The organism is Pseudomonas mucoides, from assembly GCF_015461845.1.
Lineage (GTDB): Bacteria > Pseudomonadota > Gammaproteobacteria > Pseudomonadales > Pseudomonadaceae > Aquipseudomonas > Aquipseudomonas mucoides.
The window spans coordinates 473,443-495,894 of the sequence record NZ_JACOPW010000002.1 but is presented as its reverse complement, the minus strand read 5'-3'; the positions used below and the strand labels follow the sequence as shown (position 1 = coordinate 495,894).

The 22,452-nt window shown below is 57.8% G+C and carries 15 protein-coding genes; 5 read left to right on the top strand and 10 right to left on the bottom strand.

Annotation, left to right across the window (positions count from 1 at the left end):
• Positions 1–206 precede the first annotated feature (206 nt).
• From H8F22_RS10790 to H8F22_RS10780, 3 genes are all read left to right on the top strand, one after another.
• Positions 207–1,340, top strand: coding sequence for a glycerate kinase (locus H8F22_RS10790; RefSeq protein ID WP_027923009.1), 1,134 nt, complete (start codon positions 207–209; stop codon positions 1,338–1,340).
• A 302-nt stretch (positions 1,341–1,642) separates the two neighbouring features.
• A complete protein-coding gene (locus H8F22_RS10785; RefSeq protein WP_027923010.1) occupies positions 1,643–3,268 on the top strand; it encodes a methyl-accepting chemotaxis protein in 1,626 nt (541 codons plus the stop codon).
• Positions 3,269–3,311: 43 nt separating this feature from the next.
• Positions 3,312–4,499 (top strand): pyridoxal phosphate-dependent aminotransferase, encoded by a 1,188-nt coding sequence (locus H8F22_RS10780; RefSeq protein WP_027923011.1) that lies wholly within the window; start codon positions 3,312–3,314, stop codon positions 4,497–4,499.
• Positions 4,500–4,611: 112 nt separating this feature from the next.
• Here the strand turns inward: H8F22_RS10780 and H8F22_RS10775 are convergent, their stop codons facing one another.
• The 5 genes from H8F22_RS10775 to H8F22_RS10755 form a co-directional block, all read right to left on the bottom strand.
• Positions 4,612–5,589: an NAD(P)-dependent oxidoreductase gene (locus H8F22_RS10775; RefSeq protein WP_059183088.1), complete on the bottom strand. Its 978-nt coding sequence runs from the start codon at positions 5,587–5,589 to the stop codon at positions 4,612–4,614.
• Positions 5,590–5,611: 22 nt separating this feature from the next.
• A complete protein-coding gene (locus tag H8F22_RS10770) occupies positions 5,612–6,910 on the bottom strand; it encodes an MFS transporter (protein WP_027923013.1) in 1,299 nt (432 codons plus the stop codon).
• Between the two features lie 90 nt (positions 6,911–7,000).
• Complete coding sequence (locus H8F22_RS10765) at positions 7,001–7,978, bottom strand: sugar kinase (RefSeq protein ID WP_194940100.1); 978 nt, start codon at positions 7,976–7,978, stop codon at positions 7,001–7,003.
• Positions 7,971–8,753 (bottom strand): sugar phosphate isomerase/epimerase family protein, encoded by a 783-nt coding sequence (locus H8F22_RS10760; RefSeq protein WP_027923014.1) that lies wholly within the window; start codon positions 8,751–8,753, stop codon positions 7,971–7,973. The genes H8F22_RS10765 and H8F22_RS10760 overlap by 8 nt, the downstream gene beginning before the upstream one ends.
• A gap of 158 nt (positions 8,754–8,911) precedes the next feature.
• On the bottom strand, positions 8,912–9,937 hold the full coding sequence (locus H8F22_RS10755; protein WP_027923015.1) for a LacI family DNA-binding transcriptional regulator: 1,026 nt from the start codon (positions 9,935–9,937) through the stop codon (positions 8,912–8,914).
• Between the two features lie 250 nt (positions 9,938–10,187).
• Between H8F22_RS10755 and H8F22_RS10750 the strand changes: the two genes are divergently transcribed.
• On the top strand, positions 10,188–13,010 hold the full coding sequence (locus tag H8F22_RS10750) for a hypothetical protein (protein WP_172825945.1): 2,823 nt from the start codon (positions 10,188–10,190) through the stop codon (positions 13,008–13,010).
• Positions 13,011–13,250: 240 nt separating this feature from the next.
• Positions 13,251–15,908 (top strand): autotransporter outer membrane beta-barrel domain-containing protein, encoded by a 2,658-nt coding sequence (locus H8F22_RS10745; RefSeq protein WP_082694362.1) that lies wholly within the window; start codon positions 13,251–13,253, stop codon positions 15,906–15,908.
• 62 nt (positions 15,909–15,970) lie between these two features.
• Here H8F22_RS10745 and H8F22_RS10740 read toward each other — a convergent pair whose 3' ends face one another.
• From H8F22_RS10740 to H8F22_RS10720, 5 genes are all read right to left on the bottom strand, one after another.
• Positions 15,971–16,582, bottom strand: coding sequence for a LysE family translocator (locus tag H8F22_RS10740; protein WP_194940099.1), 612 nt, complete (start codon positions 16,580–16,582; stop codon positions 15,971–15,973).
• Between the two features lie 51 nt (positions 16,583–16,633).
• Entirely contained in the window at positions 16,634–17,473 is an 840-nt protein-coding gene (locus tag H8F22_RS10735; RefSeq protein WP_194940098.1) for an AraC family transcriptional regulator, read from the bottom strand.
• Positions 17,474–17,549: 76 nt separating this feature from the next.
• The gene (locus H8F22_RS10730; protein WP_027923020.1) at positions 17,550–18,191 is read right to left on the bottom strand and encodes a DUF1345 domain-containing protein; all 642 of its coding nucleotides are present in this window, start codon (positions 18,189–18,191) and stop codon (positions 17,550–17,552) included.
• 88 nt (positions 18,192–18,279) lie between these two features.
• The gene (locus tag H8F22_RS10725; protein WP_156428536.1) at positions 18,280–19,194 is read right to left on the bottom strand and encodes a hypothetical protein; all 915 of its coding nucleotides are present in this window, start codon (positions 19,192–19,194) and stop codon (positions 18,280–18,282) included.
• Between the two features lie 155 nt (positions 19,195–19,349).
• Positions 19,350–22,448 (bottom strand): efflux RND transporter permease subunit, encoded by a 3,099-nt coding sequence (locus tag H8F22_RS10720; protein ID WP_059182898.1) that lies wholly within the window; start codon positions 22,446–22,448, stop codon positions 19,350–19,352.
• Positions 22,449–22,452: the final 4 nt, after the last annotated feature.

The following is a 22,452-nucleotide window of genomic DNA, read 5'->3' as shown; positions in this document are numbered from 1 at the left end:
TGTGTCAGGGAAATTGCGCTTGCCGGGTTTACGACGACTTCGCGGCCGAACGCAGCCTCGCAGGCTCGGCAGCGGCTACAACACAGTGTGTAGTCGTGCGGTTTTGTGAAAATGAACAATAAACGCCACACCCACTTGTGCAGCGGACTGGCGTTATTGTCCGGGGCTACTGGCAGCATGGAGCGCATTGGAACTGGAGAATTCGCATGAAAATCGTCATCGCCCCCGATTCGTTCAAGGACAGCCTCAGCGCCCAAGGCGTGGCCGACGCCATTGCATTGGGGCTGGCAGACGTGTGGCCGGACGCGCACTTGGTCAAATGCCCGATGGCCGACGGCGGCGAAGGCACGGTCGAGTCTATTCTGGCCGCGTGCAAGGGCGAATGGCGCCGCACGAAGGTGCGGGGGCCACTCGGTGCAACCGTTGACGCCGCCTGGGGCTGGCTCCCGCACAACCACACCGCGATCATCGAAATGGCCGAGGCCAGTGGCCTGCAACTGGTTCCGCCGGGCAAACGCGACGCGTGCACCAGCAGCACCTTCGGCACCGGCGAGCTCATTCGCGCGGCACTCGATGCCCGTGCGCAACGGGTGATTCTGGCAATTGGTGGTAGCGCCACCAACGATGGCGGTGCCGGGGCGATGCAGGCGCTGGGCGTGAAGTTGCTGGATGCGCAGGGGCAAACCCTGGCACCGGGCGGTTTGGCGTTGGCGCAACTGGATCGCATTGATCTGAGCGGCATGGATTCGCGCCTGAGTGGCGTGCGTTTTGACATTGCTGCCGACGTTAACAATCCACTGTGCGGCCCTCACGGCGCTTCGGCGATTTTCGGCCCGCAGAAAGGCGCATCGCCCGAGCAAGTCCAGAAACTGGATAACGCGCTGGGGCACTTTGCCCAACTGTGTGCGCGTGCGTTGGGTCACGACGTCAAGGACGAACCGGGCAGTGGGGCGGCCGGCGGTCTGGGATTTGCCGCCAAGGCGTTTCTCGGCGCGCAGTTCCAGGCCGGTGTGGACGTGGTTGCCGAGTTGGTTGGGCTGGCTGAAGCCGTGCAAGGTGCCGACCTGGTGATTACCGGCGAAGGGCGTTTCGATGCGCAGACCTTGCGCGGCAAGACGCCGTTCGGCGTGGCGCGCATTGCTCGGCAGCAAGGCGTGCCGGTGATCGTGATCGCGGGCACGTTGGGCGAGGGTTATCAGGCGTTGTACGAGCACGGCATCGATGCGGCGTTTGCCTTGGCCAGTGGTCCGATGACGCTGGAACAGGCGTGCGCCGAGGCGCCACGGTTGCTGAAAGATCGCGCGAGCGACATCGCACGGGTCTGGCGAATCGCTAAGTAGCAGCTGTCGAGCCTGCGAGGCTGCGTTCGAGTGTGCAGCAGTCGCAGGATCTAAAAAATCGCGACCGCTTCGCAGTCGAACGCACCCTTCGGCAGCTGCTACAGGGATTTGTGTTTCATGAGTGAAACACTCATCCCCCCCGAAATATATTTGCTCATCCCCCGCAAAAATCCTCATCCCCGGCCGATACAACTTATAGACGCTCACACACCCGATTCGACAGTGGCGCCGAGCTGAAGGAACGCCCCTTCAGTGATCACCGGCAAGGATGCTCGCAGCCTCAATCACCCGAGAATCCACTTATGTCACTGCGTAATCTGAACATCGCGCCTCGCGCCTTCCTCGGTTTTGCTTTCATTGCCTTGCTCGTCATCGTGCTGGGTGTGTTTGCCGTGAATCGCATGTCGATCATCCGTCAATCCTCAATCGATATGAGCAGTACTCAACTGCCCAGCGTCAGCTTCCTGGGCAATGTCACCGAAAATATCCTGCGCATGCGCATTTTGTCGTTCCGGATTCTGGTCAACCGCGAACCGGCCAGCCTGCAAGAAGCCGAAACCCGCATTGCCGTGCTCACCGACAAGGCGCGCAAGGCGCAGGCCAGCTATGCCGCATTGCCGATGGGCCCGGACGAAGCGGCGCTGTATAAAGTGTTCAGCGCGACGCTGGACAATTACATGCAAGCGCAGCGCGAAATGTTGGACCTTTCGCGCCAGAACAAGGTCGAGGAGCTGCGCACCTTGATCAACACGCGGATCAAGGACGGCACCGACCTGATGGGCGAACAGCTGAATAAGCTGGTGGCCTATAACAATGAGGCCGCGAAAACGGCCGGTGTCACCGCCGAAGAAAACTACAACACCGCCGTGTACGGCATCATTCTGGTGTCGGTGCTGGCGTCGCTCATGACTGTGCTGCTGGCCTGGCTGCTGACCCGCAGCATCGTCACCCCGCTGAACCGCGCGGTGCAGGCGGCCGAAACCATCGCCGGCGGCAACCTGACCAAAGTTATCGAGATTGACGGCAAGGACGAACCGGCTCGTTTGCTCGGCGCCTTGGCCGCCATGCAAACCAACCTGCGCCAAACCATCGAACAGATCGCCGGTTCCGCCACGCAACTGGGCGCTGCCGCTGAAGAGCTCAGCACCGTGACCGAGGAAGCCTCGCGCGGCCTGCAACAGCAAAACAACGAAATCGAACAAGCTGCCACCGCCGTCAACGAAATGACCGCCGCCGTGGAAGAGGTCGCGCGCAACGCGGTGTCGACCTCGGAAGCCTCCAGCCAATCGACCCAAGCCGCCCGCGAAGGCCGTGACCGGGTGGTGGAAACCGTCAACGCAATCCAGACCATGACCCACGACGTGCAAAACACCTCGGTGATGATCGAAGGGCTGGCCGCGCAGGGCCGTGACATCGGCAAAGTGCTGGACGTTATTCGCGCCATCGCCGAACAAACCAACCTGCTGGCACTCAACGCCGCCATCGAAGCTGCCCGTGCCGGTGAAGCCGGACGAGGCTTCGCCGTGGTGGCAGACGAGGTGCGGGCATTGGCCCATCGCACTGCGCAATCGACCCAGGAAATCGAAAAAATGGTCGCCGGCATCCAGAACGGCACCGGCCAAGCGGTTTCGTCGATGCAGCAAAGCAATCAGCGCACCCAGAGCACCCTGGAAATGGCCCGCGCCGCCGGTGTCGCGCTGGAGCAGATCACCCAGTCGATCCACTTGATCAACGAACGCAACCTGGTGATCGCCAGTGCGTCGGAAGAACAGGCGCAAGTGTCCCGCGAAGTCGACCGTAACCTGGTGAACATCCGCGACCTGGCCACTCAGTCCGCGACCGGTGCCAACCAGACCAGCGTCGCCACCCATGAACTGTCGCGCCTGGCGGTGGATTTGAATGCGATGGTGGCGCGTTTCGTGATTTGAGATAGGGTGAAGGCTGGGAGTCCGCGCGCGACAGGAGAATCACATGCGCTATTCAGCCTTGACCCAACGAATCGCCGGCGATGGAGCGGCAGCCTGGCGGATTCATGACCGAGCGCTGGACATGCGCGAGCAGGGCATTGATGTCCTGCTTCTGTCGATCGGCGATCCGGATTTCGACACGCCACCACCGATTGTCCAGGCCGCTATCGACAGCTTGCAGGCCGGCGACACCCACTACCCGGACGTGCGCGGCAGCCGCGGATTGCGCAGCAGCATCGCGCGACGCCATAGGCAACGCAGTGGTCAGGCGGTGGACGCCGATCATGTGATCGTGTTTCCGGGGGCGCAATGCGCGGTGTATTCCGTTGCGCAATGCCTGCTCGATCCTGGTGATGAAGTGATCGTCGCCGAACCGATGTACGTGACCTATGAAGGGGTGTTCGGCGCCTGTGCCGCTAAAGTGGTGCCGGTGGCGGTGCGGCCGGAGAACGGCTTTCGCGTTGACCCGGCGGATGTGGCGGCGCTGATCACGCCCAAGACCCGTGTCCTGTTGCTCAACAGTCCGAACAATCCGTCGGGTGCCAGCCTGTCCTTGAAGACCTGGCAAGCGCTGGCAGCATTGTGCGTGCGCCATGACCTGTGGCTGATCAGCGATGAGGTCTACAGCGACTTGTTGTTCGAGGGCGAACACATCAGCCCGGCGAGTTTGCCGGGCATGGCCGAGCGCACCGCGACCATCAACAGCCTGTCCAAATCCCACGCCATGAGCGGCTGGCGCGTGGGGTGGTCGATCGGGCCGAAACCCATGGCCGAGCACCTGGTGAATCTGTCGTTGTGCATGTTGTTCGGGATTCCGGACTTCATCCAGAACGCCGCGCAATTGGCGCTGGATCAAAACTTGCCGGAAGTGGCGCTGATGCGCGAGGAATATCGTCAGCGTCGGGATCTGGTGTGCGCACGGTTGAGCGGATGCCCCGGCATCCAGCCGATCCGTCCGGATGGCGGCATGTTTGTGATGGTTGACGTACGCCAGACCGGGCTCGGCGCCCAGGGCTTTGCCGAACGGTTGCTTGAGGGTTATGGGGTGTCGGTGCTGGCCGGGGAGGCGTTCGGGCCGAGTGCGGCGGGGCATATCCGGATTGGGTTGGTGGTGGATCAGGTGAAGCTGGCGGATGCGTGTCGGCGGATTGCGTTGTGTGCGGCGGACCTGCTGGAGGCGCGTAGAGCCTGAAGTTATTGGCCTCATCGCGAGCAAGCTCGCTCCCACAGGGGTTTGTGAACGCCACAGATCCAATGTGGGAGCGAGCTTGCTCGCGATGGCCGCCTGAAGAACAGCAAATGTCTTAAGCCTGCCACGCCCCGGCATTCACCAGGTTTTTCGGCCGTTCTCCAGCCAACGCCATCAGCAGATTATCCACCGCACACCGCGCCATCGCCTCCCGCGTTTCATGCGTCGCCGAGCCCATGTGAGGCGTCGCCACTACGTTATTCAACGTCATCAACGGTGAATCCAACTGCAGCGGTTCACGCTCAAAAACATCCAGCCCTGCCGCCCGAATCTGTCCTGTACGCAGCGCCTCGATCAGCGCTGCTTCGTCCACCACCTTGCCCCGGGAAATATTGATGAAAATACTTTCCGGGCGCATCAAGGCGAACTCCTCGGCGCCGATCAGCCCTTCGGTTTCAGCCGTCAGCGGCAAGGTCAGGCAAATGAAATCAGCTTGCTGCAAAAGCTCCGTCAGGCTGCGGTACTGTGCATTGAAACGCGCTTCCACCGCCGGTTTCGGCGAATGACTGTGATAAATCACCGGCATGCCAAATCCGAAATGTCCGCGCTGAGCCAAGGCTTCACCAATACGCCCCATGCCGATGATGCCCAGCGTCTTGCCATGCACATCCGTGCCGAAATGCACCGGGCCAATGTTGCGTTGCCATTGGCCGTTGCGAACCATGTTGGCCAATTCCACCACGCGCCGGGCGGTCGCCAGAATCAGCGCGAAACCGGTGTCTGCCGTGGTTTCAGTCAGTACATCCGGCGTGTTGCTCAGCAAGATGCGGCGTTCGGTCAGGTAGTCGATATCGTAATTGTCGACACCGACCGAGACGCTGGCGATGGCTTCCAGATTCGGCGCCAGGTCCAATAACTGCGCGTCCAGTTTCAGGCTCGCGCCGAGCAAACCCTGGGCGCGGGGCAGGGCGTCGCGCAGTTGTGCAATGCCTTCTGGGTTGAGGTTATCGATCAGCGTCACGTCGGTGTGCTCATGCAGGCGAGCCATCAACAGCGGCGAGAGTTTCTTGTACAGCACGACCTGCTTTTTCATCGTCATCATCTCAACTTCATGTTCAAGGGTGAGCCGTCACTGGCCGTTGCGTATCGGCCTTGGCCACGACCCGGTCACTGGCGCCGGGCTTGAGGAACATCGTCAGCACCACCGAGAGCATCAACGCGCCGCTCATCAGCAAGTAAGAAGCGCCGGGCGAGCCGGTGGAGCTGTTCAGGTAACCGACCAGATAGGAGCCGCCAAACGAACCGAGCGCGCCCATGCTGTTGATCAATGCCATGGCACCGCCCGCCACGTTGGCCGGAAGGATTTCGGGGACGATGGCGAAAAATGGCCCGTACGGCGCGTACATGCAGGCGCCGGCAATCACCAGCAGGGTGTAGGACCACCAGAAATGTTCGGCGCCCAAGGCGTAGGAACCGTAGAACGCAATGGAGGCAATCAGCAGCGGCGGCCAGACGAAGCGTTTACGCTTCTGCAGTTTGTCCGAGCCCCACGACACCAGCAGCATGCCGATCACTGCGGCCAGATACGGGAGCGCCGAGAGCCAGCCGGCTTCGATCATGTCCATCTGCGCACCGGCCTTGAGGATCGATGGCAGCCACAGCACGAAGCCGTAAACGCCAATGCTCCAGCAGAAAAACTGCAACGCCAGGATGATCACCTTCGGCGAGCGAAAGGCTTCGGCGTAGTTCTTCACCGCTTTGATGCCGACCTGTTCGGCGGCGAGGGCGCTTTCCAGGTCCTGCTTCTCTTGATCGCTGAGCCACTTGGCCTGCGCCGGACGATCGTCCGCCAGGCGCCACCAGATAAATGCCCACAGCACTGCCGGCAAACCTTCGATGATGAACATCCAGCGCCAGCTGAAATGCTGTACCAGATAGCCCGACACCACCGACATCCAGAGCATGGTGACCGGGTTGCCGAGGATCAGGAACGTGTTGGCCCGTGAGCGTTCGGCACGGGTGAACCAGTGGCACAGATAGACCAGCATCGCCGGCATGACCGCGGCTTCAACCACGCCTAGCATGAAGCGAATGACGACCAGCCAGTAGGCGTTGGAGACGATCCCGGTCAGCGTCGCGAGCCCGCCCCAGAGGATCAGGCTGACGAAAATCAGCTTTTTGACGCTGTGTTTCTGGGCATAGATCGCGCCGGGCACCTGGAAGAAAAAGTATCCAAGGAAGAACAGCGCGCCGAGCATCGACGACAGGCCCGGCGTGATCATCAGGTCGGCGGCCATGCCCGAGGCAGCGGCGAAGCCATAGTTGGCGCGGTCCAGATACGCCAGGCTATAGGTGATGAACACGATGGGCATGATGTACCACCAGCGGCGGGTGGCGAGTGAGGCGGTTTTCATGGGCAGTGCTCCTGAGCTTGTTGTTTTTGTCGCAGCAGGTAGTTACATCTTCAGCGTTTGTGCGGGTGTCATCGCGAGCAAGCTCGGTTCCTACAACGCCTGTAGGCGCACAGCTTGCTGGCGATTGACGCCCTCAAATTCAGTAGATAATTCCAGCCGGGTCGGCAACCCTTCCATATCCCCCCGACTCTGCACCGCACGACTGCCAATCCAGTTGGCACGCCGCACCGCATCGGCAACGCTTTGGTTTTCCAGCAACGCGCTGATCATCCCGACCGCAAAGCCATCGCCAGCGCCGACCGTATCCACCACGGTTTGCACCGGTATGCCTGCGATAAACCCCTGATCCAGTGAGGTGCGGTAATACGCCCCATGCGGGCCGAGTTTGATCGCCACCGCTTCAACACCCAGATCCAGATAAAACGCCGCAATGTCCGCGGGGTCTTCAAACCCGGTCAGCAAACGGCCTTCGCTCAACCCCGGCAGCACCCAATGGGCGAGGCCCGCGAGGCGGTTGATTTCGGTAATCATCTGTTGCTCGCTGGCCCACAGGCTCGGGCGCAGGTTCGGGTCGAACGACACGCTGCGTCCGGCATTGCGCATGCGGGTCATCAGTTCGAAGGACATTTCCCGGGCAGATGCAGACAGCGCCGGTGGAATACCGGTGGCGTGCAAGTGCCGGGCGTCGAGCAATGACGAGGAGATCGATTGCACCGACAAGTGACTGGCGGCCGAACCACGCCGGAAATACTCGACGGCCGGATCGCTGCCATCGTCGGTACGGGACTTGAGTTGGAAACCGGTCGGATGCGCTGGGTCGATGGCGACGTTGCTGCAATCCAGACCTTCTTTGCGCAGCGTATCGATGACAAATCGGCCCAATGAATCGGCGCCCACTCGACTCAGCCACGCCACGTTGAAGCCGAGCCGTGACAGGCCAATCGCGACGTTGCTGTCCGCTCCGGCAATACGTTTGTGGAACTGGCCGACGTCGGCCAGATCACCGCTTTGCTCGGCGACAAACATCGCCATGGTTTCGCCGAACGACAGGATATCGAACTCAGACATGAGCGTTCTCCAACCGGGATTGGCCAAGGCGGGCGAGGGCAGCGACGTGTTCGGTGGTCAGTTGCACCAGGTCATCGCCTTGCAGCGGGTATTCCGCCGCCCGCATAACACCTTGGGCCATGTGTCGCAGCAGGTGTTCCCACTCGTGCACATCATTGGCGGTTGGCGGGATCGCAACCAGTTTTCCGTCGGCCCGGCGGGTCACGGCTTTGCAGTGCACGTAACCGACATGCCGACCGAGCAACCGTGCGGCGCTGGCGGCGGATTGGTCCTGCCAGTGCCAGTTGCCGATGTCGAAGGTCATTTTGATCGGCAGGTTGTGGTGTTCGACTTGAGTAAAAAAGCGTTGAAAGGGTTCGATGCGACCGCCGTGCAAGGTCTGGTCGTTTTCCACCAGCACCTGTACCGGGCTCTGGGCGAGGACGCGGCTGAGTGCCTGAAGATCATTGTTGTCGGTGAAGTAACCCAGGGAAACTTTCAGCCATTTGGCGCCGAACGCTTGGGCACGCTGCAGGGTCGCGGTCAGCTCAGGATTGGGTTTTGACTGACCGGCCAGCCACAGCTCCATGGGCGATGAGTAGATGCTTTCCAGACCCTGGGCGTGGCTGTTGTCGGCCAGTTGCAGCGGGTTTTCATCGGTCAGCAGCTCTTCGCGCCATTCAATGCGCGTAGCGCCGGCGGCGGCCAGCACATCGATAAAACTGCCTTGGCCACGTTGGCGCACAAGGTCTGCGCCGTAGCTGGACAGGCTGATGGAAACGGGGGGTGTATTCATTGTTTTTATACCTCTGAAACCGGTTTCATTTTTGTTCAAAAAAAATGCATGGCTGAAAAGGGCGATGTTTTTCGGGGCGTCTTCGCGAGCAGGCTCGCTCCCACATTGGAATGCGTTCAACTGTGGGAGCGAGCCTGCTCGCGAAGGGGCCATAACGTTCACCAAAGATTCCCAAGGGTTGATCCCCGAACAACCAGCTGCGCAGAAAAATCCAGTGTCCGCGCCGCTCCGGCATCCCCACGCAACCGTTTGAGCAGACACTCAAACGCGCTCGCGCCAATCTCGGCCGTCGGCTGGGCGAGGGCGGTAATCCCGCTGCCCACCAACGGATACCAATCCAGGTCATCCAGCGCGATCAACCCTACATCCGCAAACAAATTGCACTGCAACTCACGCAACGAATGCGTACTGGCCAACGCGGCAATGCCATTGGCGCAAAACAGCGCTTTCGGGCCGGAGCCGGGAGTGTTCAAGAAGGTCTTAACGTGGGCGGTCAACTCGCTACCGGTTTCGACCACTGCACCATTCAGCGCCGGACGTTGCTCAATCTGCATCTTGAAACTGCTGACCCGCTCGATCCGGGAACTGGTGCCGTCAAACGGCTCGGTCACCATCAACACATCGCGATAACCGCGTTCCTGCAAGTGGGCGAGGGCCATCTCCACGGCCGCCGGGTTATCCAGCCCGACCAGGTCACTCTCAAGCTGCTCAACCTTGCGATCCACCAGCACCATCGGCATCTCCCGATGCAACTCGCGCAGTTCGTCGCGGTGATGGCCCAGGGTGTTCACGATCAAGCCTTCGATGTTGTAGGAGCGCAGCAACGCCAGGTGCTGACGTTCCTGCTCGTCATCGCGATCGGTGTTGCACACCACCAGGCTGTAGCCGTGCTGACGGCAGGCGGTTTCCACCCCGTGCATCACGGCAATTGAATAAGGGTTGCGGATATCGGCCACCAGCATGCCAATCAGGCGAGTGCGTCCGCGTTTCAGACCACGGGCCATCTGGTTGGGGCGGTAGCCGAGTTGGGCAATTGCCTGCTCGATGCGCAAGGCCGTGGCATCGGAGAGCAGGGCGCGGTCGTCGCCAATGAAACGCGAGACGCTGGCCTTGGACACGCCAGCGTGTTCGGCAACGTCGAGCATGGTGACGCGGTTACGCTGGGCGGCGGAGAAATCGTTCATGGCGGTAGCTTTTTGTTGTTGGATTGGCTTTTTTATCGCAGTGAAACCGGTTTCAGGGAACACTAATCCCTGCCTCTTCGTCAAGTCGAGTTCATCGCCGACGGACCTGTACCACGGCTAGTTTCCAGACGAATGGTCGATTTACCTGTCAGTTATGACAGTAGGCAAGTGCGATGGCTTAGCGCTTAATTCTTCCATGAGCGACTGAGAAGTTACGCGCAGTGCTTCTACCATCAAACAGGTAAATGCGATGACGGCAAAGAAGTCTTCGGAGTCAGACGCAGGAATATTGGCGGCGCCACTTTCAGTCGAGGGTATCGACGATAGCGATATCGAGGGATATGTCCCCCTCGATATTCTGCGTAATGGTACTCGTATTGCTATTCCTTATTGGGTCAACCCTCTGAATAACGATGAACTTTGGGTCATGACACGTCGAGGCGGAGTTGAGCAAAGGCTTTACACTGAATTTTTCAGCCCGCCACAACCAGCCTTTTTATATTTCGCACTGACACCGCAGCATTTGGCAATCGATGGCATCGAATTTTTATCTTATAAAGTCTGGAAAGGTTCAGGCGGTATCCCCGACCCTTCGCCAGAAAGAAAGTTGACGATTGATCACACTGTACCTCTCGTTCTGGCGGAACTGACATTTCCCCATGCCACGGTTTGGGGATATCTGAATAACAATACGGCTCCACCACTGACATCCGGCGCAACCGTTGCGATACCTGCCTCAACGGGCATTGCAGTACCTGACGATATTGCCAAAGTGCACTGGCAAGGTTACTTAAGTTTGAATGGAAGTGGTCCGCCTGTATCCAATACATATGGCGCTTTTGATAAAAAATTGCAACAGCAGGACATTGATAAAGGATATGAGCAAGGCATTCCATTTGATCCTCATATAAAACCTCTTATTGATAACGACTCGGCCCTCGTCTATTGGCAGTTGCTTAGAGCTGGGCGGCTGATCGGTGAGTCACGAAAAGGTTTGGTGAGAATAGACAGAGTAACACCCGGCGAAAGTGGCCCTACTGGCCTTAATGCACAAGGAGAAGCAAAGATGACACTGCAATCTGTACCTAAAAAGCAAAGAGCTGAATCCGTTGGTGTTAGTGATGCTGGACCTTTCTCGGCTATTACAATAGACACGCTGGCTGAGGGCTTTATCGCGAAAAGTGTTCTGGATAGCGGGGAAATTACCTTAAATTTTATTCGCACCCTTAGTGAGCTCGACGGAGATGATTTTGATTTTTACTTAGGAGTAGAAGGTGGGACTTTAGTCGCCCACGATCAAACATTTTCCCTAGGGCCAATTGCTGACAGGCCTGATGGTGTCATTCCATTTAAAATACCCGCTAGCTTGTTTCCGGAGCAACCTACGCCGGCAACACCTACTACCTATGAGGTGATGATTAAACTTTATAAGGGAGGTGGTGGTAACGAGGAACCTTCCAATACCCTGAAATTTGTAATCGACCAGACTGCGCCATTCAATACGAAAAACCCAAGACGAGAAGTAAGGCCAACGCCAGCTCCTGTCTTTGTCAATAAACCTACGGATTCGCAAGTCACTATCAATGAGGCCTGGAGGGCACTGCCCGCGAACGCCAACTTGAACATTACAATGAACGTTGGTTATCCCCTTCGGCGACTGGACGATCATCTGCGCATCTGGCTCGTGTCCGGCACTCAGAGGGTTTTGGTCTGGGACGATCAAGTCCCTGCAAGTGGTGCTATCTCATTTCCAAATACGATGTTGAGTCAACTCCCGAACGGGCGTGTCAATATCGTGTATGACTGGAAAGACCTTCCCGGCAACCAAAGTCTGGAGTCAGTGTCGACCGCCTTTCTGACATTGGCTCTTGCGCAAAGACCGTTGCTGACAAAAGCACCTTTGGTGCCAAAAACCGATCCAAACTACAACACTCCGCTTTTTCTGGACGATATTGCCAGTGGGATTTTTGCGATTGTCGAAAACGCGTTTATCCAACATGCGGAAACGGGCGACGAAATCTTTTTGATTTTAGAGGATGCGGCTGACGCGACCAACTTTGTAGAAACGGCTCCACAACCATGGGCTGGTGCGAATCTGAGTTTCGCGCTTACTTATGCAGACCTTGCAAAACTATTTGCTGATGCCGACGAGCCAAAAGCTGTCACGATCATGTCTGTAATCACCCGGACCGGGATGACCCCCAACGTTGAGTCGCCAGAAGCAACCTTTATGTTGGCGTTTGACTACGCGGGTCCAACGAATCCAGATCTTCCGGATTTGACAAACCGGGCTATGCAACTACCCGTTGTCACTGGTGCCTCTGGTACGCCGAATAGTTTGCTGCCTGGCGATCGCGACAAGGCTGGTAAATTCACAGTCGTATTTGCGCTCAGTGATCCAGATATCACCCCGGAACAGACGGCCACGTGCTATATCAATGATCTGAAGATTGCCGAATATGTTTCATTTACAGACGAAAATGGGTTTGTAGTTGACGTTCCGGCAAACATCATTTCCGGACTTCCTACTCCAGAAGTATCGGCTTACTGGACGATTCAGAAGTCAGGTTCTGACAAGAACGTCATGAAATCCCTGCCGCAACCGGTGACAGTCAGTGGCGTTCCAATTCCTTTGCCTTCGCCTACGATCGCTATCCGCAACCCTGCAAATCGTGATTTCATCGAGTGCTTCGGGATGACCAGCCCTACAAGCGCATACAAACTGGGTTTGCTTATTGCAAAGAGTCCGCTCCTGCCACCAGGTAAAACCATTACAGCCCATTTCGCGGCCTATCGCGATCTGGCGGGTACTCAGTTGATTCCAGGTACGGAGGCTTCGCAAGATTATGTCATTAAGGCCGCCGATGTGCCTGATGTGGCACCGGTGGGCAGCCCCGCAGTTTTCAAAGCAGCACAACCGGTACGCGGAGCGATTGCCTTCGGGAAATATTGGTATACAACCGAGATTAATGGGCAGCAAACATCTGTACCCGTTTTCAAACCGCTGGATACCATCAGCAATAGTTTCAATTATTGCGACCAAACGGCGGCGCCGGCCGCTCCAGCCCCTTAATTAATCAAATGGTTTTTTAACATCGCAAGGGAGGTTTGAATTTCTTCCTTGCGATGCTTTTCCATTGAGCGGAGGCAGGATCTGATGAAGGGCACGCCATTGGAGGATCATTTTCCAATGAACAAGGATTTTTCCTACATCAGAATTTAATTTTTATCTTTAGGCTGCCTGGCGCTTCTGGTGGGACTTTTATTCTGCCAGAAAAATCTTGTGTGATTGTGCAGGTTTGAGGAGTCCTTCATGTATTTTTTTTCGTGTTTTAAATATCCGGTTTTTTTTAAAAGAACATTGATTACGACCGCAGTTGCGACTGTTCTCGTTTCCACTCCCGACGCCTACAGCAGAACACTGTTGCCAGGCGAAAGCGCAGTAGTGACTAATCCACCCGCGCCGGAAAGTTGGGGGGTATCTCAAGGGGGAACATTGACGATCAATAACGCAACTACCTTGTCTATTGATTCACAAAAAGCCACCGTCGTTTTTAACGGTGGCCAAAGCCAGCGCATCAGTGCGGATACTTCGGTGCTGAACATCTCTGGAGCCAACGTCAATAGTACGACCGGCAGGGGAGCGGTTCAGCTGATCGACAGTACTGCCACAATTGACAACACGAACATCACCAGCGGGAATAGTTTTGGTGTGCTGTTGGGGCGCAATATCAACACGCCGGTATCTTCTAGTGCCACGGTCAAGGGGGGCAGTACGATCACCGGCGCTTTGGGAGGTGCAAACGCGGTGGGTTTCGCGGTATTGAATGTCGAAAACTCGACCCTTCGCGGCACCGGAGCAACCAGTTACGGCGTGCAATTGGGCGGCGCAACGCTATCGGCGACTGGGAGCGTTATTTCCGGTGAGCAAGATGGCCTGCAAATCATTACCGACACGACCGGCGTCAACGCGAGCGATGTGACGCTCAATGGTAGCCGCGTGACAGGAGGAACAGGTTCAGCAATCGTGCTGGGCTCGTCCGGTGCTGCGGGATCGGTCGCAACCATCAATGTTCTCAACGGCACGGAACTGATCGGCGGCAATGGCACGGCGCTCCTGGCGACCAATCGCTCCACGGCCAACCTCACCGTCGACGCCAGTGCATTAAGCGGTAATGTCATTGCCGATACCGGCAGCACCGTCGCACTGTTGATGCAAAACGCAGCCTCTATTGATGGCAATCTGCAGAACGTTACGCGGGTCAGCCTCGATTCCCGCAGCACGTTGAACGGTAATGTGCAGGCGGTTGCCGGAACGGCTGCCACGGTCGGCCTGAACAATGGCTCCGTCATCAACGGCAACGTCGACAATGTCGTCAGCCTTGCGCTGAACAACGGCAGCAGCATGACCGGTGACGTGCTCACCGATACCAATGGCAACGTACTGCTGGATAACCTTTCTACGCTCAAGGGCAATGTCGACAATGTTTCCAGCCTGACGCTGAACAATGGCAGCAACATGACGGGTAATGTCGTAACCGGCACCAATGGCAACGTGCTTCTGGACAACGGTTCGGTGTTGACCGGTCAGATCAACAATTCCCGTAATGTGAATATCAATAACGCCGCGCAGTGGGTGATGACTGGCGACAGCGCCTTGGAAAATCTTGCCTTGAATGATGGTGTCGTTCGCATGGGGACCAACGAGCAGTTCCAGCAACTGAACGTGGTTAATCTTTCGGGTAAGGGCATGATCGTGATGGGCACCGACCTCGGCAACGGCGCCACCGATTTCCTTGACGCCCAAAACGCAAACGGGGATTTTAAACTGCAAATCGCTGCGACCGGCACTACGCCGGTCACGGCCGAGCCGGTGAAGGTGGGTAACATCGCGGCCGGCAACGCGCACTTTTCGCTGGCCAATCGCTCCACCGTCGATGCAGGCACTTTTGTGTATCGGTTGGAGAAGGAAGGTGAGGGTTTGTACCTCAATCCCGACAAGGAAACGGTCAGTACTTCAAGCAATACCGCGTTGGCTCTGGCCGGCAGTGCGCGCAGCGTGTTGAACGCCGAAGCGGCCATGCTCAACGACCAGGTGGGCGATCGTAGTCTCAGCATCCGCCCCGACGCCTCAATGCGTGCGATGGATGACGGCGCGGTGAACCTGAGCAACAGCGTTTGGGTCCGCACTTATGGCAACCAGTACAATGTCGACAACGCCTATGGCGATGGATACACCCAGAACCAGACCGGTATCACCGGTGGTGCCGATACGGTCGTCGAATTGGGCGGACGCTCTTGGGTGCTGGGCGGGTTCGTCGGAGCGAGCCGTACCAACATCGACCTGAAGTACGGTTCCAGTGCCATTGTCGACAGCCTGAATGCCGGGGTTTACGGCAGTACCTTCGATGTTGAAAGTGGTGTGTTCGTCAATGTCATGGCCAAAATCAACCAGTTCGATAACAAAGCCAAAGTGACCATGAGTGATGGCTCCCGGGCCAAGGGCGACTACAAGGCCTTGGGCGCAAGCGGTTCGGTGGCCGTGGGCAAACATATCCACCTAAAAAATGGCTACTTCATCGAGCCTCAATTCCAGGTCTCGACAGGCGTCACTCAAAGCGATAACTACAAGCTCGACAATGGCCTCGAAGTCAGCGCCGATACCATGCGTTCGTTGCAGGGCAAAGTGGGTATTCGTGGCGGCCGCGTCATTGCGCTCGATAACGGCAGCACGTTGGAGCCGAGTCTGTCCACGGCGCTCAACCATGAGTTTGTGAAAACCAACGAAATCAAGATCAACGACGACAGCTTTGATGATGACCGGGCCAGTAGCTCTTTCGAGTATGGCGCCGGGCTCAAGTGGACGCCGGCGCAACGCAACTGGCAGGTGTCCGGTCAGGTGGGCGGCAGTCAAGGGACGACGGTCAATCAGGACTGGAGCAGTAGCTTGAGAGTGAGCTATTTCTTCTGATGATCAATCAGCGAAAAAATGCCTCGACCTCGGTCGGGGCATTTTTTTCTGTCCGGTTCACGTTACGCCAGCACACTTAGCCAGGCCGATCCCAACAGCAAAAACGCCATGAATTGATTGAAGCGTCTCATGGCGCTGGACGAACGTATCCATTTGGCTGACCCCGCGCCCAGCAGGGCCCAGGATCCCATGCACGGCAACGCAACCAGAAAAAAGATCATCGACAGACAAAGCGTTCGTACCTGGCGATCTTCCCCGGAGCCTGCAAACACGCTGACGACGGCCAACGCCATCATCCAGGTCTTAGGATTGACCAGTTGCAGGCTGGCACCGGCCCAAAGTCCGACTTTGTGCGGTGCGGCGTGCTCTGTGTGGGGGAGCGTGGCCGGCGAACGGTAAATCTGCCAGGCCAGATAGCTGAGCAAGAGCACTCCCGTCCACTTCATAAAAGATTCAATGAGCGGCAGCTTATCCAACGTTTCACCAATGCCGTTGCCAACCGCCAACACGATCAAACCGGCGCTCGTGCAAGCGCCGAAGACAATGGGCAATGCGGCTTTGAAACCATAACGAGCGCTGTTGCTCATGACCAGAATGTTGGTCGGCCCCGGCGTAATGGAGGCGACAAAAGCGAACAGCACAAAGGGCAACATCGTAAGGAAAGTGGACGGCATGAGAATGGGCTCCGTGAATGATTTCAGAAGCTGATCCTCACAAAGTACGTTTCAAGCGTCTGGAAGATTTGAGCAGCGCTTGCGGTACATGGCCGGCGTCAAACCATACGCCCGAACGAACCAGCGCCCCAGATGGCTCTGGTCGGCAAAACCCAGTTCCATCGCCACCGTCGCCGGCTGTGCGCCACGGGCCAACAGGCGTCGGGCAGTGGCCAGGCGCAATTGCACCAGATAGGCATGGGGCGCCAGGCCGTAGGCTGCCTTGAAGGCGCGGGTCAGGCGGTATCGGTCTACACCGGTTGCTGCGGCCACCTGGTCGAGGCCGATGTCGTATTGAGCATTGGCGTGCAAGTACTCCCGGGCTTTTTGCGCGACCAGCGGCAGGCGCGGGTCTTCGGCATAACGCGCGCGCCAGCGCAGGTGGCTGGTCAGGCGTCCGAGTAAACCGTCGAGGGCGGCCTGGCGTACGATCTTCAGTTCGCCTCCATGCAGTGTCTGAAAGGCCAGACTGGTGGCCTGAGCCAGTCGGGTGTCGCTGGCCAGGGTGGTGGCAAAACTCAATTGGCTATGGTCGGGGGCATGTTCGAAAACGGCGCCCAGTTCCTGCTGCAACCACAGTGGGTCGAGGTACAACATTCGGTAGGTGAAACCATCCTCCGTCGGCGCCTCACCGTCATGAATGTCCCCCGGTTCCAGCAGGAATACCTTGCCCGGCGTGCTTTGGTGGCGGGTGCGCCGACAATTGAACTGCTGGACACCTTGCTCGGTCACGCCCACCAGATAGCTGTCATGCCAGTGCGGATCGTAAGCGTGGCCCTCGAAATGGGCGCGCAGGGTTTCGATGCCGGTGTCGGCGTCTTGAGCCAGGTCGATCCAGTTGTGATGGGTCATGCTGCACCTGCGAAACGGATTGCCGACTTATTTGACACCCACGCAGGGAACAATGACTAGAACGTTTGTGCAGCCATCAGCCAAACAACCCCGCCGCAATATTGATCGAAAACCCTAGAATCGCCGTGTTGAACAGAAAACTGATCAACGATTGCGCCAGCACGATTTTGCGAATACCCCGTGTCGCCACACCGACATCCGAGGTTTGCACCGCCACGCCAATGGTGAAAGAGAAGTACAGGAAGTCCCAGTAATTGGGGGTTTCCAGTCCTTCGGCGAAACGCAGCGCCAGGTCCTTGCCGTCCCAGGTGTAGAACAGGCGAGCGTAATGCACGCTGAAAATCACCCCGATCAACAGCCATGAACCGATGATCGTCAGTGCGGTGAAGCCGTAATGCAGGAGCTTGCGGGTGGTTTCCAGCTCCTTGCTGCCGGCCAGTTCGAAGGTGATGGTCGCGAGGCTGGCAAGCGCGGCGATGCTCACCACGAACAACACCAGGCCGGCATTTTCGTCTTCAATCTCGGCAATACGCTTTACATCCGGCGCTTTGGCGCGGGCGGCGAGCCAGAGCATCAGGATCAGGTAAGTCCACACCCCGACATTCCAGCCTATAAGGATTTTGCTGATGATCGAATCGACCGGAGCCAGAATGCCTGCCGCGACACCCAGGGTAGCGGCGGCGGACAGGCGAGGGTGGGTGCGCGCGAGGAAGGGCATGAAGACTCACGGTCAGGGGCTTTGCAGCACCATAGCCCTGCCGTGAGTGATGCGGCAAGTTCGGAGCTTTTGCCTTTTATCAAAATGCTCAAGCCGGATGCTTTGTGCCGTCGAAATGGAACAGCCCTTTTTTCACGCTGATGGTTTTTGACCCGTCCGAGCGTTCGGCTTCGAATTCGATAGAACCCTTCAAGACACACAAGGATGAATCCTCGAGTGGGATGGAGTCGAGCTTGAGCGTCCCGCCTATGGAGAGGTAACTCCGTATCCCGGAGGCATCAAAATCGATGTACATCGCCCGAACTTCATTGCTGTTGCGACTGAGGGTGTATTCCTTGTTGGCATCAAGCGTAGTGGCGACGAACAGGGAAATGACGGCATTCGGCGTGCCGGGTTGTTTGGACCAGCCCAACCAATGCGCCAGTGGAAAGTTGATTTCGTTACCCTCTTGCCGGGTGAGGGAAAATTCAACAGCACTGTAATTTTTCGGGAACTCGCCGTCTTGAATGTCAGCGGTGAAGCTCTCGGAGGCTTTGTGCTCCGTCGACACCATCAGGCTTGGATCAAAGCCTTCCAGGTCGAACTTCCCTTCGGTCACAGTGACTTGTTTGTCTGTCTGAAACTCGAAGGTAGCGGTGGCATTCCCAGTGCTTTCGTTGATGGTGAAGGTCAAACGCCCCGACTTGGCTATAAACGCTTCGGCGCCTGGTCCATTGCGCTCCCAAAAGGTGGCTTTGACGGTCTTCAGGTTGTGGAAGTCGTCATCAATTTCGTAAACCTTGTCGGCCACATTACCCTCATCAGGAATGACGAAGGCGAGATCGTAATAGTGCGGTTTATCTTTCTCGACGTTATGAGTGGCCATTGCATACCAGCGACCTTCACCGGGATCTTTGTATAACTTCATTTTTTTTTCGTCGCCCACAAACTTTCCGCGCTCGCCAAGATCTGCGGTGCACGTTCCGATAGTGGCGTTTGGTGTAGGGCGGGCTGATTTTTTCATCTGGGCATTCTTTCGCTCGGGTTCATTGTGTGCTCGACGACGTTGTCGAGTGTTGAACCCAGCGTAAAGAGGAATGCGAACCCCGTGAACTGTCAGATTTGACAGTTCACGGGGGATAGTTGGCTTAAAAAACAGGGTTTATAGAATGAAGTGGTTCAGTGGTTTTTGTTAAATCGTCTGACCCACTTCATCACCACCACGAAAAACACCGGGACAAACACCACCGCCAGCGTTGCCGTGATCATCCCGCCAATCACGCCGGTGCCTATCGCCTGCTGGCTCGCCGAGCTCGCGCCCGTGGCAATTGCCAAAGGCACCACGCCCAGAATGAATGCCAGCGACGTCATGACAATCGGTCGCAACCGCAACCGTGCGGCTTGCAGCGTGGCATCGATCAGGTCATGCCCTTCGTCATAGAGGCTCTTGGCGAACTCGATGATCAGGATCGCGTTTTTAGCCGATAGCCCGATGATGGTGATCAGTCCGACCTTGAAGAACACGTCGTTGGGCATTCCGCGAAAGGTCACGGCCAATACCGCGCCGAGCACGCCAAGCGGCACCACCAGCAGCACCGAGGTCGGAATGGACCAGCTCTCGTACAGTGCGGCCAGGCACAGGAACACGATCAGCAGCGACAGGCCGAGCAGAATCGGTGCCTGACTGCCGGATAATCGCTCTTGCAACGACAATCCGGTCCATTCCTGACCCAGTCCCGCGGGCCCTTGTGCGACCAACCGCTCGATTTCCGCCATGGCTTCACCGGTGCTGTGACCCGGCGACGGTTCACCGGAAATGGCTATCGCCGGGTAGCCGTTATAACGGGTCAGTTGCGCCGGGCCCTGGGTCCAATTGGCCTGGACGAAGGCCGACAACGGCACCATTTTTCCGTGGGTATTGCGTACGTGCATCTTCAGCAGATCAGCCACCTGACTGCGCTGATCGCCTTCAGCCTGCACGACGACTCGTTGCATCCGGCCCTGATTGGGGAAGTCGTTGATGTAGGCCGAGCCGACAGCGGTGGACAGCACATTGCCGATGTCGGCAAAAGAAACGCCCAGCGCGTTGGCTTGCTTGCGGTCGACCTCCAGTTGCACTTGCGGTGCTTCGGCCAAGGCACTTTCACGCACGTTCATCAGGATCGGGCTCTTCTCGGCCGCTGCGAGCAGTTCGCTGCGCGCCTGCATCAGCGTGGCATGGCCGAGGCCAGCACGGTCCTGCAAACGGAACTCGAAACCGCTGGAGGTGCCGAGGCCGTCAACCGGTGGCGGCAGAACCGAGAACACCACGGCGTCCTTGATCTGACTCAACGCGACGTTGGCCCGGTCGGCAATCGAACTCGCCGAATCGTCACTGCCGCGTTCAGACCAATCCTTGAGCGTGGAAAACGCCAGCGCGGCGTTCTGCCCGCTACCGGAAAAACTGAAACCGAGAATGATCGTGCTGTCGCCAATTCCCGGTTCGGTGGCGTTGTGCGCTTCAATCTGCTCAACCACCTGCACCGTGCGGTTCTTGCTCGCGCCCGGTGGCAACTGAATGTCGGTGATGGTGTACCCCTGATCCTCGACCGGCAGGAACGAGGAGGGCAGACGACTGAAACACACGCCCAGACCGATCAGCAGCACGCCATAGATCAGCAGGTATCGGCCGGTGCGTTTCAACGCATAGGCAACCCAGCCTTGATAGCGATCGGTCAAGCGTTCGAAGCCACGGTTGAACCAGCCGAAGAACCCGGTTTTTTCGTGATGTTCACCCTTGGCAATCGGTTTGAGCAACGTCGCGCACAGCGCCGGGGTCAAGGTCAGTGCGAGGAATGCCGAGAACAGGATCGACGTGGCCATCGACAATGAAAACTGCTGGTAAATGACCCCGACCGAACCCTGCATGAACGCCATCGGGATGAACACCGCCACCAGCACCAGGGTAATGCCGATGATTGCCCCGGTGATCTGCGTCATTGCCTTGCGCGTCGCTTCCTTGGGCGACAGGCCTTCGGTGGCCATGATCCGCTCCACGTTCTCCACCACCACGATGGCGTCGTCCACCAGAATGCCGATGGCCAACACCATGCCGAACATGGTCAGCACGTTGATCGAAAAGCCCAGCGCCAACATGGTCGCAAACGTACCCATCAACGCGACCGGCACTACCAGCGTCGGGATCAGCGTGTAACGGATGTTTTGCAAGAACAGGAACATCACCGCAAACACCAGCAGCATTGCCTCGCCCAGCGTGTAAACCACTTTGGTGATCGAGACTTTGACGAACGGCGAGGTGTCGTAGGGGATTTTGTATTCCACGCCGGCCGGGAAGTAGCGCGACAGTTCATCCATCTTCGCGCGGACTAACGTGGCGGTGCTCAAGGCATTGGCGCCGGGCGCCAGTTGCACGCTGACGGCGGTCGACGGCTTGCCGTTCAAGCGGGTGGAGAAGTTGTATTCCTGGCTGCCGATCTCGACCCGCGCGACATCGCCAATGCGCACGGTGGAACCGTCGGGGTTGGCCTTGAGCACGATGTCGGCGAATTCTTCCGGCGTCGACAACTGGCCCTTCACCAGAATCGTCGCGGTGATTTCCTGTGTAGTACGAGTCGGCAAATCACCGATGCTGCCGGCGGACACCTGGGCGTTCTGCGCGACGATGGCGGCATTGACGTCGGCCGGGGTCAGGTTGAAACCAATCAGCTTCTGCGGGTCGATCCAGATGCGCATCGCCCGTTCTGCACCATACAACTGCGCCTTGCCGACGCCGTCCAGGCGCTTGATCTCGTTCATCACGTTGCGCGCCAGGTAATCGCTGAGCGCCACGTCGTCGAGTTTGCCGTCGCTGGAGGTGAGGGTGACCAGCAACAGGAAACCGGCGGAGACTTTCTCGACTTGCAGGCCTTGCTGATTGACCGCTTGCGGCAGTCGCGACTCCACGACCTTGAGGCGGTTTTGCACGTCGACCTGGGCCATCTCCGGGTCTGTACCCGGTTGGAAGGTGGCCTTGATCGTGGCGCTGCCGAGGCTGCTTTGCGACTCGAAGTACAGCAAATGATCGGCGCCGTTGAGTTCTTCCTCGATCAGGCTGACCACGCTTTCGTCCACGGTCTGCGCCGAAGCGCCCGGGTACTGGGCATAAATTTCAATTTGCGGCGGGGCGACATCCGGGTACTGCGCCACGGGCAACTGCGGAATGGCCAATGCGCCGGCCAGCAGGATGAACAAGGCAACCACCCAGGCAAACACCGGGCGATCAATAAAGAACTGCGGCATAAAA